Origin of the sequence: Duganella sp. Dugasp56, assembly GCF_047304105.1 — a bacterium.
Classification (GTDB): Bacteria; Pseudomonadota; Gammaproteobacteria; order Burkholderiales; family Burkholderiaceae_D; genus Rugamonas; species Rugamonas hordei.
In genome coordinates, this window is record NZ_JBGLYQ010000037.1 from 1 (window position 1) to 15,288 (window position 15,288).

14 protein-coding genes and 1 tRNA gene are annotated in these 15,288 nt (G+C 65.0%); 8 read left to right on the plus strand and 7 right to left on the minus strand.

The window, feature by feature from the left end; all coding sequences use genetic code 11:
• Window positions 1-278 precede the first annotated feature (278 nt).
• Complete coding sequence (locus tag ACCD07_RS23340) at window positions 279-1,874, plus strand: ATP-binding protein (RefSeq protein ID WP_413448691.1); 1,596 nt, start codon at window positions 279-281, stop codon at window positions 1,872-1,874.
• A 51-nt stretch (window positions 1,875-1,925) separates the two neighbouring features.
• Here ACCD07_RS23340 and ACCD07_RS23345 read toward each other — a convergent pair.
• Window positions 1,926-2,010: transfer RNA gene (locus tag ACCD07_RS23345), tRNA-Leu, on the minus strand.
• 322 nt (window positions 2,011-2,332) lie between these two features.
• Between ACCD07_RS23345 and rnr the strand changes: the two genes are divergently transcribed.
• The 4 genes from rnr to ACCD07_RS23365 all read left to right on the plus strand — a co-directional run bounded on the left by rnr (window position 2,333) and on the right by ACCD07_RS23365 (window position 7,105).
• Window positions 2,333-4,801, plus strand: coding sequence for a ribonuclease R (gene rnr, locus ACCD07_RS23350; RefSeq protein WP_353402480.1), 2,469 nt, complete (start codon window positions 2,333-2,335; stop codon window positions 4,799-4,801).
• On the plus strand, window positions 4,802-5,548 hold the full coding sequence (gene rlmB / locus ACCD07_RS23355; protein ID WP_353402482.1) for a 23S rRNA (guanosine(2251)-2'-O)-methyltransferase RlmB: 747 nt from the start codon (window positions 4,802-4,804) through the stop codon (window positions 5,546-5,548).
• Window positions 5,549-5,669: 121 nt separating this feature from the next.
• Complete coding sequence (gene cysE, locus ACCD07_RS23360) at window positions 5,670-6,416, plus strand: serine O-acetyltransferase (RefSeq protein ID WP_413448692.1); 747 nt, start codon at window positions 5,670-5,672, stop codon at window positions 6,414-6,416.
• 11 nt (window positions 6,417-6,427) lie between these two features.
• Window positions 6,428-7,105, plus strand: coding sequence for a YceH family protein (locus ACCD07_RS23365; RefSeq protein ID WP_353402486.1), 678 nt, complete (start codon window positions 6,428-6,430; stop codon window positions 7,103-7,105).
• Window positions 7,106-7,201: 96 nt separating this feature from the next.
• Here the strand turns inward: ACCD07_RS23365 and ACCD07_RS23370 are convergent, their stop codons facing one another.
• From ACCD07_RS23370 to ACCD07_RS23385, 4 genes are all read right to left on the minus strand, one after another.
• A complete protein-coding gene (locus ACCD07_RS23370) occupies window positions 7,202-8,155 on the minus strand; it encodes a hypothetical protein (protein WP_176653961.1) in 954 nt (317 codons plus the stop codon).
• Window positions 8,152-9,009 (minus strand): ABC transporter ATP-binding protein, encoded by an 858-nt coding sequence (locus ACCD07_RS23375; protein ID WP_413448693.1) that lies wholly within the window; start codon window positions 9,007-9,009, stop codon window positions 8,152-8,154. Before ACCD07_RS23375 ends, ACCD07_RS23370 begins: the two co-directional genes overlap by 4 nt.
• Entirely contained in the window at window positions 9,006-9,377 is a 372-nt protein-coding gene (locus tag ACCD07_RS23380; RefSeq protein ID WP_176653963.1) for a GntR family transcriptional regulator, read from the minus strand. The genes ACCD07_RS23375 and ACCD07_RS23380 overlap by 4 nt, the downstream gene beginning before the upstream one ends.
• 85 nt (window positions 9,378-9,462) lie before the next feature.
• On the minus strand, window positions 9,463-10,170 hold the full coding sequence (locus ACCD07_RS23385) for a DUF72 domain-containing protein (protein ID WP_413448694.1): 708 nt from the start codon (window positions 10,168-10,170) through the stop codon (window positions 9,463-9,465).
• Window positions 10,171-10,204: 34 nt separating this feature from the next.
• On the opposite strand from ACCD07_RS23385, the gene ACCD07_RS23390 reads away from it, so the two are divergent.
• The gene (locus tag ACCD07_RS23390) at window positions 10,205-10,765 is read left to right on the plus strand and encodes a DUF1439 domain-containing protein (RefSeq protein WP_413448695.1); all 561 of its coding nucleotides are present in this window, start codon (window positions 10,205-10,207) and stop codon (window positions 10,763-10,765) included.
• Window positions 10,766-10,774: 9 nt separating this feature from the next.
• On the opposite strand, the gene ACCD07_RS23395 is transcribed toward ACCD07_RS23390, so the two are convergent.
• Both ACCD07_RS23395 and ACCD07_RS23400 read right to left on the minus strand, forming a co-directional pair.
• Entirely contained in the window at window positions 10,775-12,163 is a 1,389-nt protein-coding gene (locus ACCD07_RS23395) for a DUF1501 domain-containing protein (protein ID WP_413448696.1), read from the minus strand.
• An 8-nt stretch (window positions 12,164-12,171) separates the two neighbouring features.
• Window positions 12,172-13,707, minus strand: a complete 1,536-nt coding sequence (locus ACCD07_RS23400) for a DUF1800 domain-containing protein (protein ID WP_413448697.1) — start codon at window positions 13,705-13,707, stop codon at window positions 12,172-12,174.
• A 235-nt stretch (window positions 13,708-13,942) separates the two neighbouring features.
• Between ACCD07_RS23400 and ACCD07_RS23405 the strand changes: the two genes are divergently transcribed.
• Both ACCD07_RS23405 and ACCD07_RS23410 read left to right on the plus strand, forming a co-directional pair.
• Window positions 13,943-14,455, plus strand: a complete 513-nt coding sequence (locus tag ACCD07_RS23405; protein WP_353402499.1) for a DUF6622 family protein — start codon at window positions 13,943-13,945, stop codon at window positions 14,453-14,455.
• 79 nt (window positions 14,456-14,534) lie between these two features.
• Window positions 14,535-15,287: a tetratricopeptide repeat protein gene (locus ACCD07_RS23410; RefSeq protein WP_413448698.1), complete on the plus strand. Its 753-nt coding sequence runs from the start codon at window positions 14,535-14,537 to the stop codon at window positions 15,285-15,287.
• The last annotated feature ends 1 nt before the right edge of the window (window position 15,288 follow it).

Below are 15,288 nucleotides of genomic sequence, written 5' to 3' on the forward strand. Positions count from 1 at the left end.
GGGACTCGAACCCCCACACCTTGCGGCACATGGACCTGAACCATGCGCGTCTACCAATTCCGCCACGTGGGCACTGAACTGCTTGCTACTCTCTGCTGCGTGTTCTGCATCAGAGGCCAGAACTATACGGTAGGCGTAGGGCTCCGTCAAGGGCGAAGAGAAAGAAAATCTTGCTCTCCAGGCATTGCACACTGTATCTTTTGTGGTTTGCATCTTTGCTCACGCTTTCGTAAGCTCTTCATGTTGGCCCCGTCACCTGATACAACCGGAGATAGGCAATGGACATATTGAACAACTGGTTCAGTAGCCAGGGATTCATGCCGCACGGCCACTGCTTCTTGTGGATACCTTCCATCCTGTGGATGAGCGTCATCTCTGACGCGATCATCGCGCTGGCTTACCTGACCATCCCCATCACGCTGCTCTATTTCATCCGCAAGCGGCGCGACATGCCGTTCGACTGGATGTTCATCGCCTTCGGCGTCTTCATCCTGGCCTGCGGCGGCACGCACGTGGCCGATATCTGGGTGATCTGGCATCCCGACTACTGGCTGTCGGTGATACTCAAGGCGATCACCGCCGTCGCCTCGCTGGTCACCGCCATCGTGCTGGTGCGGCTGGTGCCGGTGGCGCTGCGCATCCCGAGCCCGGGCCAGCTGGCCGCCGTCAACGCCGAGCTGCAGCGCGCCAACGACGACCTGCGCGCCGCCATGGAGCGCGCCGAGGTGGCCAACCGCGCCAAGAGCGCCTTCCTCGCATCCATGAGCCACGAGTTGCGCACGCCGCTCAACGCCATTCTCGGCTACACCCAAATCCTCAAGCGCGACAAAACCCTGGGCGCGGCGCAGCAGACCGGCATCAGCACGATACAGCAGGGCGGCCAGCATTTGCTGGCGCTGATTAACGACGTGCTGGATTTGTCGCGCGTCGAGGCGGGCAAGATGGACTTCCATCCGAAGCCGGTGGCGCTGGGCGATCTGCTGTCCGTGGTAGCCGACATCATGCGCGTGCGGGCCGAGCAAAAACACCTGCACTTCGAACTGGAGCTGGTGGCCGGCCTGCCGGTCGCGGTCAGCGTCGACGAGACGCGCCTGCGCCAGGTGTTGTTGAACTTGCTGGGCAACGCCGTCAAGTTCACCGACCGCGGCGCGGTGCGCCTGCGGGTGCTGCCGCTGCCGCCCAAGGCTGGCGCGGCCAAGGACCTGGCCTACCTGCGCTTCGAAGTGCGCGACGACGGCATCGGCATCGCCAACGACCATATCGAAGCGATTTTCCGGCCGTTCGAGCAGGTCGGCGATGCGTCGCGCCGCGCCGGCGGCACGGGCCTGGGGCTGGCGATCAGCCGCCAGCTGGTGCAGCTGATGGGCGGCGAATTGAAGGTGGAAAGCCAGCCCGGCCATGGCAGCCGTTTCTGGTTCGATGTGCCGCTGCAGGTGGTCGATGCGCCGAGCGCCGGCGCAGGCGGCGGCCACGTCGCCACCGGCTACACCGGGCCGCGCAAGACCATCCTGGTGGTGGACGACGTGGCGACCAACCGCGCCTTGATGCGCGACCTGCTGGGCGCGCTGGACTTCCGCATGCTGGAGGCCGACAACGGCGTCAGCGCCTTGCGCCAGATGGAGCAAGGCGTGCCCGACCTGGTGCTGCTGGACATGATGATGCCGGACATGGACGGCATCGAAACCATGCGCCGCCTGCGGGCGGACGCGCGCACGGCCCACACGCCGGTGCTGATGATTTCGGCCAGTTCGACGATGGAAGAGGAGGAGCGTTCACTCGAGGTCGGCGCCAATGCCTTCCTCAGCAAGCCGGTCGACGAGCAGGCGCTGCTGCGCGAGATCCGCGCCCAGCTCAAGCTGGAGTGGACGGAATGAAAAAAGCCTCCATCTCGTATGAACTCGATGGAGGCTTTTTGCGGAATTTTGTGGTGCCCACGGAGGGACTCGAACCCCCACACCTTGCGGCACATGGACCTGAACCATGCGCGTCTACCAATTCCGCCACGTGGGCACTGATGCTTCTAAACAACTCTGCTATTATAACGACGGGGAGAGTTTCGCGCCAGATGAACTTTCATTCCTTACTGCACATCAACCCTGTCTAGCAATTCTCGCGTTGCTGCTGCGAGAGACCAAGATTATAGAGCAATCCTGAGCATTGTCAAACGCCATTTTCTAAAAATCCCGGTGAAATTTGCGAAGGGGCCCTCAAATTGGTCAAGGGCAGCGTTTCCAAGTACACTATGGCTGTCGTCATGACATATATATGCACCTGACGGACTTGCCAGGCCGGATTTCCTCTGAATACTGTCAATATAACTACAGAAATACTTTTGAACCAATCTACCCACACCATTCCCAGCCGGGAGGAAATTCTCGGCATCTTCCGCAGCGCTAAGGCGCCGCTTGACCTGCGCGCACTGTCGAAGTCGCTGAAGGTCGCGACCGACGCCCAAGCCGTGTTGTCGCGCCGCCTGAACGCCATGCAGCGCGACGGCCAGATCGTCTCCGATGACAATGGCCACTTCTCGCTGGCCACCGAAACCGGCTTCGTTGCGGGCCGCGTCAGCAGCCACCGCGACGGCTTCGGCTTCGTCATCCCGGACGAGCCGGGCGAAGACCTGTTCCTGCCCGAGAAGGAAATGCAGAAAGTGCTGCACGGCGACCGCGTGCTGGCCAAGATCGTCGGCGTCGACCGCCGCGGCCGGCCGGAGGGCACCATCGTCGAAGTGGTCACCCGCGCCAACACCCACATCATCGGCCGCCTGTTGAACGAGAACGGCGCCTGGATCGTCGCGCCGGAAGACAAGCGCATCGCCCAGGACATCCTGGTCGAAGGCTCGATCGGCAAGGCCAAGTCGGGCCAGATCGTCAGCGTCGAACTGACCGAGCAACCGATGCGCTTCAAGCAGCCGGTCGGCAAGATCGTTGAAGTACTGGGCTCGCTGGACGACCCCGGCATGGAAATCGAAATCGCCGTGCGCAAGTTCGGCGTGCCGCACATCTTCTCGGACGCCGCGCTCAAGCAGGCCAACAAGCTGCCCGACCACGTGCGCGACGCCGACCTGGCCGACCGCGTCGACCTGCGCGACATCCCGATGGTGACCATCGACGGCGAAGACGCGCGCGACTTCGACGACGCGGTCTACTGCGAACCGGTCAAGATCGGCCGCACCAGCGCCTACCGCCTGATCGTCGCGATCGCCGACGTCAGCCACTACGTCAAGCCGAACGACGCGCTCGACGCCGACGCGCTCGAACGCAGCACCTCGGTCTACTTCCCGCGCCGCGTGATTCCGATGCTGCCGGAGAAGCTGTCGAACGGCCTGTGCTCGCTGAACCCGGCCGTCGACCGTTTGACCCTGGTGTGCGACGCCGTCGTCACCGCCAAGGGCGAGGTCAAGGCTTACCAGTTCTACCCGGCCGTGATCCACTCGGCCGCGCGCCTGACCTACACCGAAGTGGCCGATATCCTCGGCAACACCAAGGGTCCCGAGGCGGCGCGCCGCCCAGGCATCGTGCCGCACCTGCTGAACCTGTACGAGGTCTACCACGCGCTGCTGAAGGCGCGCACCGAGCGCGGCGCGATCGACTTCGAGACCACCGAGACCTACATCGTCTGCAACCCGTCCGGCAAGATCGAAAAGATCATCCCGCGCACCCGCAACGACGCGCACAAGCTGATCGAGGAATGCATGTTGACCGCCAACGTCTGCGCGGCCGACCTGCTGATCCGCCACAAGCATCCCGGCACCTACCGCATCCACGCCAGCCCGACCGCTGAAAAGCTCAAGCAGGTGCGCACCTTCCTCAAGCAGGTGGGCCTGAACCTGAACGGTGGCGACAAGCCGGCCGCCGGCGATTACGCCGAGCTGATGAAGCAGGTCAAGCAGCGTCCGGACGCGTCGCTGCTGCAAACCATGCTGCTGCGCTCGATGCAGCAGGCGGTCTACTCGCCCGACAACATCGGCCACTTCGGCCTGGCGTACGAGGCGTATGCCCACTTCACCAGCCCGATCCGCCGTTATCCGGACTTGCTGACGCACCGCGCCATCAAGGCCATCCTGCTGGGCAAGAAATACGAGCCTAAGATCGCCAGCACCAGCGTGCTGAACACGAACGTGTCCAACGCCACGCGCAAGCAGCAGGCCAAGGACAAGGCCGAGGGCAAGGAAAAGAAAGCCGTCGACCTGACCGTGTGGGACGCGCTGGGCGTGCACTGCTCGGCCAACGAGCGCCGCGCGGACGAAGCGTCGCGCGATGTCGAGGCCTGGCTGAAGTGCTACTTCATGCAGGACAAGCTGGGCGAGGAATACACCGGCGTCATCACCGGCGTGACCACCTTCGGCATCTTCGTGCAGCTGGACCAGCTGTTCGTCGAAGGCCTGGTGCACGTGACCGACCTCGGCGCCGATTACTTCCAGTACGACGACGCCCGCCACGAACTGCGCGGCGAGCGCACCGGCAAGCGTTTCCAGCTGACCGACCGCGTCAATGTGCAAGTGGTGCGCGTGGACCTGGAGTCGCGCAAGATCGACCTGCGCCTGGCCGGCGTCGACGCGCCGCCGCCGAAGGCAGACGGGCCGTCGAAGGATCGCAAGACCAACATCAAGCCTGGCCCGGCCGTGCCAAAAGCGCAGCCGACCGCGGCGGCTCCCAAAGCCGCTGCGAAGTCCGCGGCAAAACCGGCAGCCAAGCCTGCCGGGAACGCGCGCAACGGCCGCAAGACTAATGCCGGGGCGGTTGCCCCGGTAGCACCCCGAGCGGCGAAGCCTGTCTCAAAAAGTAAAAAGAAGCGATAAATGAGTAAGAATAAAATGATTTTTGGTTTCCACGCCGTGACCTCGCGTTTGCGTCATGAGGCTTCGTCCGTGGAAGAGATTTTCGTCGACATCGGCCGCGACGACCGCCGCATGAAGGACCTGGTGGCCAACGCCAAGGCCGCCGGCGTGCGCGTGATGCCGGTCGATTCGGCACGTCTGGACAAGATCGTCGGCACCCGCCGTCACCAGGGCGTGATCGCCTTCGCGTCGCAGCTGTCGCTGGCGCGCAATCTGGATGAACTGCTTGACGCCATCGACGGCCCGCCGCTGCTGCTGGTGCTGGACGGCATCACCGATCCGCACAACCTGGGCGCCTGCCTGCGCGTGGCCGACGGCGTCGGCGCCCATGCGGTGATCGTGCCGAAGGACCGCGCGGTCGGCTTGAACGCCACCGCCGCCAAGGTCGCCAGCGGCGCGGCCGAGACGGTGCCTTACATCACCGTGACCAACCTGGCGCGCACCCTGCGCGACTTGAAGGACCGCGACATCTGGCTGATCGGCACGTCCGACGACGGCGAAAAAGGTTTGTACGAAGCCGACTTCACCGGCCCGACCGCGCTGGTCATGGGTTCGGAAGGCGAGGGCATGCGCCGCCTGACCCGCGAGACCTGCGACATGCTGGTGTCCATTCCCATGTTCGGTTCGGTCGAGAGCCTGAACGTGTCCGTCGCATCGGGCGTCTGTCTGTACGAAGCGCGCCGCCAGCGTATCGCCAAGGACATCTAAGCGACACACATATCCGGCGGCCTGTTACGAGGGCCGCCGTCTCCCTCCCAGCAAGCCGCTTTCCAGCAACCACCGACCGAATACGCTACCATTAGCGTTTCAGTTGCCATCCTGATCATCCATGTTCCACCATTTGCGCCAAGACATTAACAGCATCATCGAACGCGATCCCGCGGCCCGCAACGCCTGGGAGGTGCTGACCTGCTACCCCGGCCTGCAGGCGATCGTCATGCACCGCTGGGCGCACTGGTGCTGGACGCACGGCATGAAATGGCTGGGGCGGTTCATCTCCTACCTGGCCCGCATCGTCACCGGCATCGAGATCCATCCCGGCGCCACCATCGGCCGCCGCGTGTTCATCGACCACGGTTTCGGCGTGGTCATCGGCGAGACGGCCGAGGTGGGTGACGACTGCACCATCTACCAGGGCGTGACCCTGGGCGGCACCTCGCTGCACACCGGCACCAAGCGCCATCCGACCCTGGCGCGCGGCGTCATCGTCGGCGCCGGCGCCAAGGTGCTGGGCGGCTTTACCGTGGGCGAGTACGCCAAGGTCGGCTCGAACGCCGTGCTGCTGAAGCCGGTGCCGCCGGGCGCCACGGCGGTCGGCAATCCGGCGCACATCGTGCAAAAGGACGTGGCGGCGGGCACCAGCGCGACCGCCAACCTGTTCTCCGCGTACGGTGTCACGCCCAACGGCGACGACCCGTTGTCGAAGGCCCTGCACGGCCTGATCAACCACGCCGTCAAGCAGGAAGAGCAGATCGAGCGCATCCTGGCGACGATGAAGGCGGCGGGGCTGCAGTGCCAGGGCGTGCCCGAATGTGATAAATTGAATTCCGACCAACTGAACAAGCTTGTCGAATAAGGATGCCGGATATGGAATCATCGCCCGATGGCGTGGAAGTGCTGGACCCGTTTGAAATCCGCGTGCTGGCCGTGCTGGCCGAAAAGGAAGCGCTGACGCCGGATAACTACCCGCTGTCGCTGAACGCGCTGGTGAACGGCTGCAATCAGCTGTCGAGCCGGGATCCGGTGATGTCGTTGTCGGAAGAGACGGTGGCCGACGTGCTGCAGCGGCTGATGCAGCGCAAGTACGTCAACGGCATCACGCAGGCGGGCGCGCGCGTGACCAAGTACGAGCACCGCATGCGCATCAAATGGTCGCTGGAGCAGGACAAGCTGGCCGTGCTGACGATACTGATGCTGCGCGGCCTGCAGACGGCGGGCGAAATCCGCACCCGCACCGGCCGCCTGCACGACTTCAAGTCGGTCGGCGATGTCGAGCTGGCGCTGCAATTCCTGATCGACAAATACCCGCCGCTGGTGTCGCGCCTGGCCCTGGCGCCCGGCACCAAGGAGCCGCGCTACGGCCAGCTGCTGGGCGGGGAAGAAGCCCTGGCCCGCGAAGAAACCGCCGCCGGCCTGGGCGGCTCGGTCAGTTCGGCGGGGCAGGGCGGCCGCGTCGCCGCGCTGGAGCAGGAAGTCCAGCAACTGCGCCAGCAAGTCGAAGAGCTGACCGCCCAGTTCGCCGAATTCCGCAAGCAGTTCGAATAGAATCCGGGGTCAGATCTGACATTTGGACACGACCTCTTCTGTAGCGAGCTACTACGGTTGAGAACGTGTCCAATTGTCGGATCTGACCCCGGATTTTTAGCCTTCTTCGCGACGGCGGCGCATGTAGACGGCGGCGGCGATCATTGCCACGCCGGCCGCCACGCCCAGCCACAAGCTCGTTCCGCCCAGCGTCGACCACGATGCGCCGAAGATCGTTTCCGGCACCGCCAGCTCATGGGGAACGTGGTTCAGCTCGATCTTGTCCGCCTCGAACACCAGCCACGAACCCGGGATCACGCCCAGCAGGATGCGGTCGACCACGTGGGTGACGAACCAGCCCGCGTTGATGCCGAAGTGCAGCGCCTTCTCGGCCCACACCAGCAGCAGCGACGTCACCAGCGGCGTGCCGACCGCCCACAGGAACACCTTGGAGCGCGCCATGCTCGATACCATCAGCAGCCAGCCCACCGTCGGCAGCGCCCACAGGATGTACACCGGCAGCAGGCCGACCAGGCGCAGCGGCGTCAGGTAGAAGTCCGGCGTCGCCAGCACCGCGCCGAACAGGTTGGTGCCGTGCGCCAGCATCATCACGCAGCCGGCCAGCAGGATCAGCAGCGACAGCAGCGTGCCGACGCCGATCGTGATCAGCGGCGCCACCACCAACGCCAGCAGCACCTTCGACAGCACGGTCGTGAAGTCCGACACCGGCAGCGATTTCCAGAACAGCAGGCTGCGGTCGCGGCGCTCGTCGTGCAGCGCGCCCAGGCAGTAGAAGAACACCAGGAAGCTCAGCATCATCAGCACCGGCATCGCCGAGGCCATGTATGCCTGCGACATGGTCTGCACGATGCGCATGCGCATCGCGCCTTCGATCGTGACCTTGCCGATCGAGATCGCGTCGCCGTCGTCGTTGAAGTTGACGTTGTGACCCAGGAAGATCGCGGCCAGCGCCAGCACCGCGATCAGCGTCGCGACCACCACGGGCGCCCAGAACAGCATGCCCTTGTGCTCCCACATCTCGCGCTTGATCAGCCATTTCATCGTTTTCATGCGTAGGTTCCTTTCATGGTCGCGACAAACAGGTCGGCAACGCTGGGCGTGCGCAGTTCGCCAAAAGTGGACAGCTGGTGGCGGGCGACCCCGTCAAACAGCATGATGGCCTTGCCGAACACGGTGCGCTGGCTCAGCGGCTGCAGCGCGTTGGCGGCGGCGATGAATTGCGGCTCGACCATCACTTCGGTGAAGCGCTCGCCCACTTCGTCCATCGACGCGGCCAGCGAGATCTGGCCGTCCTGGATGAACATCAGGTCGGTCAGGATGTGCTCGACTTCCTCGATCTGGTGCGTGGTGATCAGGATGGTCTTGTTTTCGTCGAAGTAGTCTTCCAGCAGGTTCTGGTAGAACTGCTTGCGGTACAGGATGTCCAGGCCCAGGGTCGGCTCGTCCAGCACCAGCAGCTTGGCGTCGATCGCCATCACCAGCGCCAGGTGCAGCTGCACCACCATGCCCTTGGACATGGCCTTGACCTTCATGTTCGGGCTCAGCTTGGTGTTGGCCAGGTATTTCTCCGCCTTGCTGCGGTCGAAACGGGGGTGCACGCCTTCGACGAAGGCGATCGCGTCCTTGACCTTCAGCCATTTCGGCAGGATGGCCACGTCGGCGATGAAGCAGACGTCGTTCATCAGCGCCTCGCGCTGGGTGCGCGGATCCATGCCCAGCACCGTCAGCTGGCCGTCGAACTGGGTCAGGCCCAGGATGGCCTTGAGGGTGGTGGTCTTGCCCGATCCGTTGGGGCCGATCAGGCCGACAATTCGGCCTGCCTCGACCGTGAAACTGGCGCCGTTCAGCGCGGCTTGCTTGCCGTATAACTTGCTGAGCTTGGACGCGGTGATGATGGCGCTCATGCCGCACCTCCGGGGTTGAGCGGCTTGAGCAGCATTTCCAGCTCCAGGCCGAGGCGGCGTATGCGTTCGAGCATCGCCGGCCATTCTTCGCGCAGGAAGCGCTCGCGTTCAGTGGCCAGCAGTTTGTCGCGGGCGCCGTCGGTAACGTACATGCCTAATCCCCTTCTTTTTTCTACGAGCGTTTCGTCTACCAGTTCCTGGTAGGCACGCGATACGGTTATCGGGTTGAGTTGGTAATCCGCAGCCACCTGCCGCACCGAGGGCAGGGCGTCGCCCGGCTTCAGCAGCCCGTCCAGCATCATGCCGACGACCTTGTCCTTCAGTTGCCGATAAATCGGCGCATTGTCATTCCAGCCTATCGTGGACATACATGGGTACCCCTTGATGTGTGTTAATGAAGTGGTGTTGTAGTGAACTATAACACTAAGATTCAAAAAAACAAGCGTTTTTGCTTTATGTTGTTTTATTGAACAAGGACAGCGCGTTGCCCAGCGCGGCGCCGGAGGCGGTGTTGTCGAAGATGCACCAGCCTTCGCGTTCTTTCAGGTAGGCGGCCACCTGGTCCAGATACGCCTCCTCGTAGGCGGAATAATAGATGCGGGGGCTGCCGTGCAGCCGCACGTAGGCCGCTTCCGCCGTCGGCACGTGCGGTCCCGGCTGGCCGGCTGGCGGGTCGGCGATCACGCGGGTGACGCCGTGGCGCTGCAGCAGCGCGCTGCCGTCATCGGCAAACCAGCTGTGGTGGCGCGCTTCGCAGGCGAGCATGCAGTTGAAGGTGTCGCGCAGGTGGCGGAAGAAATCGTCGGCCACGGCCTGCTCGAATTTCAGGCTGGGCGGCAACTGCACCAGCACGCAACCGAGCTTGCCGCCCAGCGCGCCGGCCTCGCCGGCAAAGCGCGCCAGCGGCGCGGCGATACCGGCCAGCCGGTTGTCGTGCGTGATCGAGCGCGGCAGCTTGACCGAGAAGCGGAAATCGTCCGGCACGCTGTCGGCCCAGCGCTGGTAGGTGGAGCTCTGGTGCGGACGGTAGAACGAGGAATTGATTTCCACCGCGTTCAGCACCTGCGCGTAGCGCTGCAGATGGCTGCCGTCGAAAGGAAAACTCGGCGCCCATTCCTTGCCGATACTCCAGCCAGCGCAGCCGATGCGAGTGTGGTTCATAATACGGGCGTCCCGCCTTCTTCAGAAAGACCAAATGACCGATCTTAAACGCTACGTAAAATTGGCCGCGCCCGCGATGCTGTTGTGTTTCCTGGCCGCCTGCGCCGGCCTGATCGGCCCGCGCCAGGTGGAATTGCCGCAGGCGCGCATGCAGCAAAGCCTGGAGCGCAAATTCCCCGTGCATCACCGCATGCTGGGTGTGTTCGAGGTGGAGTTGAGCCATCCGCAACTGGCGGTGCTGGCCGAGAACGACCGCGTGGCGCTGACCCTGGACGTCAACGTGGCGCCGCTGCTGGCGCGCCAGTCGTGGAGCGGCAGCATGGCCATTTCCGGCCGGCTGAAAGTCGACAGCATGCGCAACACGGTCTACATCACCGACGCGCACGTCGACCGCTTCGTCATCGACGGCATGGATGAAGGCAAGCAGAACCAGATTGCCAGCGTGGCCAACCTGCTGGGCGAGAACGCGCTCAAGGATGTGCCGGTGCACACCTTCAAGCCGGAAGACCTGCGCTATGCCGGCGTGCAGTTCGTGCTGACCGGCATCAGCACCCGTCCGGGCATGCTGGTCGCCAACTTGCAGCCGGCGCAGTAGTGCTGCCAGCTAGACGAAGCCGAGCTTGCGCGCGCCGGCATTGTAGTTGACCAGGCTGGGCAGCATGCTCAGCAGATCGCTGTTCGACACGCCCATCCAGCCGCCCAAGGTGGCGGCGTATTGCTCGATCGACGTGGTCGGCAGCAGGCGGCCCTGGCCGACGTCGTCCGGCCCGTCGCTGGCCACCACCGGCGCGCGCCCGTAGAAGCGGCCGCCATTGACCGCGCCGCCCAGCATGAAATGCATGCTGCCCCAGCCGTGGTCCGAACCGTCGTTGTTGCCGCTCAGCGTGCGGCCGAAGTCGGACGCGGTGAACGCCGTCACCTGATTCGATACGCCCAGCTCCACCGTGGCCGCGTAGAACGCCGCCATCGCATCGGCCACGCTTTTCAGCAGGCCGGGATGCACGCCGAGCAAGCCGTCGTGCGTGTCGAACCCACCCATCGAGACAAAGAACACCTGCCGCCTGGCGCCGATCGCCGGGGCGCTGGCGATCATGCGCGCCACCATTTTCAGCTGGCTGGCCAGGCCGTTGGCATCGGGGAAGGGCGTGTTGATCGCCGGCCCGCCGGCCAGCGCCGCCGTCAGCACGTCGTTGGCCGAGATGGCGCGCTGCGTCACCTGCGCGTAGTCGGAACGCATCGCATGGGCGTATTGCTGGGTGATCAGCGTCTGCAGCGCGCTGCTGCAGCTGGCCGAGCCGAACAGCGGTTTTTGCAGCGCATTGAACGGCACCGAGCCGTTGGGCGACACCTGGTACTGCACCGCCTGTTTGCCGGCCAGGAACACCGCGTTGCCGGACACGTTGACGCAGGTGAAGGTGGCGTTGCCGTTGCCCGACTGGAACAGGTCGCCCATGCGCCCGCCCCAGCCGGACGACGCGCCTTCCGGCAGCGACGACTGCCATTCCGATTGCTGGTCGTTGTGCGAGAACAGCTTGGACGGCAGCGGCGCCGACCGGGTGGTGTACTGCAGCTTGCTGGTCGGCTGGATCAGCGTGCCGACGTTCAGCAGCACGCCCATCTTGCCGGCGTTGAAGATCGGCAGCAGCGGCGCCAGCTCCGGCGCCAGCGCGTACTGGTGCGCCGTGCCGTTGACGTCGACCGGCGCCGCGGCCGGGTTGAGCAGCGTGGCCGACAGCGCGCTGTGCTGGTAGGCCAAGGTCGGCCGCAGGCCGTAGTAGGCGTTGTAGCTGGCGGCGTCGTAGGGCACCAGCGTGTTGGCGTAGTCGTTGCCGCCGTACAGGAACACGCAGACGATGGCCTTGTAGTCGCTGGCGGTGGCGGCCGAGGCTTCGGCCATCGCCGCCAGGTTGACGGCCAGCGGCGTCGCCACGCCGCTGAGGGCCAGCATCGAGGCGCGTTGCAGGAAGGCGCGGCGGGAGGAATCGGCGGTCATGGCGGCCTCTATTGTTGAATGAGATATTCGGGCGCGGCCAGCACCATCGTCAGCGCGGCGTAGATGCGGTTGTACAGCGCGGCCTCGGTCTTGGCGGACATGGTGTCGATGGCGCCGCGTATCAGGCCGATCGTGGCGCTGCCCAGTTGCCCGCCGGCCAGCACCAGGTTGATCTCGTCGACCAGCGCCTGGCCGTTGGCGGCCAGCGGCAGCAGCGTGGCGTAGTCGGGCAGCACGTCGGCCACGCCCTTGCTGACCGCGCGCTGCATGTAGTTGACGTAGCCGACCACCGACGATTCATTGGTCAGCTGGAATTCCGGCGCCACCAGTCCCGCCTTCGACACCGCGCTGTTCGGCGGCACGTAGCCGGGCCGGTAGAAATTGAACACCGACGGCGAGCGCAACGGGCTCTGGCCCAGCCGGGTGGAGGCGTCGCTGGTGTTGCCGATGTTCCAGGCGTCGGTGCTGGAGCCCGCGTTGTAGGCGCGCGCCCAGCCGATGAAGCGCAGCATCGGCTCGCGCAGCTTGCCGTAGTTGGGGCCGATATACGTGCTGGCGCGCGCCTCGGGATCGAGCAGCAGCGCCTTGATCACCGCCGCCAGATTGCCCTTGACGCCGCGCCCGTCGTTGTTGAACACGGCCGCGATGCGCCCGACGTAGGCCGGCGACGGGTTGCTGGTCACCAGTTTCTGGATCAGCTGGCGGCTGATGAAGGGCGCGACGTTGGCATGGGCGTAGATGATGTCGAGCGCGCTCTTCAGCGCGTCGGCGCCGGACAGCCCGGCCGGCACGGTGCTGCCGAGGAAGGTGGAGGCGCCGGTCTCGTGGCGTTTGGCGATCTGTATCATCGGCCGGCGCATGAAGTCGGGCACGGTGGCGGTCTGGCCGGCCATGTCGAAATCCCAGCCGGTGAACACGCGCGCCAGTCCGGTGATGTCGCCCAGGCCGTAGGTTTCCCGGGGTGCGCCGTCGACCAGCACCGGCGTGCCGTCGTCGTTCAGGCGCAGCAGGCCGATGGTGAACAGCTGCATCAATTCGCGCGCATAGTTTTCGTCGGGCAGGGCGCCGGTGGCCGGGTTCTGCTTGACGTTGCCGCGGAAGGTCAGGTACTGGCCCATGGCCGGGCTGGTCGAGATGGCGCCCAGCAGCGTGCGGTAGTTGCCGAAGGCGTGGTCTTCCAGCAGGTCCAGGTAGGCCGCCGCCGAAAAACTGCGCCAGCCGCCGCCGACCAGGCCGTCGATGGAAACCACGCAGATTTCCGACAGCGCCAGCGTCACGCGCTGGCGCAAGGTGTCCGGCGCGCTGATCAGCTTGCGCCAGGCGCAGGCGTCGAAGCCGGCCTGGGAGTTGCGGTGGCTCAGATCGTTGTAGCCCTTGGATACCAGCCAGTCCCAGCGGGTGCCGGAGCGGGGCGCGGCCAGCTGGGCGTCGATCCAGCCGGCATAGCCCTGCGCTTGCACCTGGGCGATGCCGGCGCGGCTGGCGCCCAGGGAGGCTTGCGCCAGGAAGCGGGCGGCGGCTGCCGCTGTGGGTGCTTGCGTCATCGGGAAGGTCTCCGTCCAGGATCGGATGTCAGCATTGCTTTTCAGTAATTTATGCCGAGTCCGCTCGACTTGCCACCGGAACTTTGTAAGCAAACGTTTTTGCGCAACAAGTGGCCGCAACTCGCACCGTTCGGCTGCATTTCGCGCCGCCGGCGTGCATTTCGTCGCATGCCGCCGCGCACGGCGGCCGGCAGCGGCATAGTGGCGTCACACCTTAACCAGCCCTATGGAGCCGATGATGATTCAGCAAATTATTTCCCACACCCCCGTGTACGTTTGGGCCTTGCTGGCCTTCCTGATCTATCGCGGCTTTCTCGCCAGCCGCGACCGCGAGATCACGCTGCTGAGGCTGTCCATCGTGCCGCTGGTGATGATGGGGCTGTCGCTGTCGGGCCTGGACGGCCACGGCGTGCTGGGCGCCGGCGTCTGGGGCGTCTGGGCGGCGGGCCTGCTGGCCGGCGCGGCGATCACGTGGAAGATCCAGCAAGGCGCCGACATCGTGGTCAACCGCGCCGCCGGCACGCTGTTCCAGCGCGGCAGCTGGACGCCGCTGGTGCTGATGATGGCCATCTTCGGCACCAAATACATGGTGGCGGTGTTCTCGGCCATGCATCCCGAAGCGCCGCGGCAATGGATGTTCGCGCTGAGCGTCACCACGCTGTACGGCCTGTTCAGCGGCGTGTTCGCCGGCCGCATGGCGCGCTGCGTGGCGGCCTGGCTGCAGCAGCCGGCCACGGCTGGCGCTTAAGTAATTGGCAACTTTCCTTGTGATACACGTCAAGAGCTTCTACAATTCGCGACATTGATGAACGAGTTGGAGCAGCTCCATGACGATTTTTGGTATTGGATTGCACGTGCTGGTGGCGATATTCTTCGCCATCCACGTGATCCGCAGCGGACAGCAGATGTATTGGCTGATGATTTTGTTCATGTTCCCCGGCCTGGGCAGCATCGTGTATTTCTTCGCGATCTACCTGCCGGATTCCAGGCTGAACCACGGCGCCCGCAAGATGGTGACGGCGGCGGCCAAGTCGCTCGACCCCGGCCGCGAACTGCGCGAGGCGCGCGACGCCTACGCCTACACGCCGACCGCGCAAAACCAGATGCGCCTGGCCACCGCGCTGCTGGAGGCGGGCAACGCCGACGAGGCGGCCGCCACCTACGAGGCCTGCCTGCAGGGGCCGTTCTCCGGCGACCTGGAAATCCGCTACGGCGCCGCGCGCGCCACGCTGGCCAGCGGCAATGCGGCGGCGGCGGTGGCGCACCTGCAAACCATCCGCAACAGCGACGCCAACTTCCGCGGCGAGCAAGTCTCGCTGTTGCTGGCGCAGGCTTTGGCGGCGGCGGGGCGCCAGGACGAGGCGAAGGCGGAGTTCGAATTCGCGCTGGGCCGCTACAACAGCTTCGCGGTCCAGGCCGAATTTGCGATCTGGGCGGCCGGCGCCGGCGACGCGCAGCGGGCCAACCAGCTGCACGCGGAACTGCAGCGCACCATGGAGCGCTGGGCGCGCCACACGCGCGACATCAACCAGGAATTGATACGGCGGCTGAACGCGGCGATGGCGTCGATCCGGCGCTGAT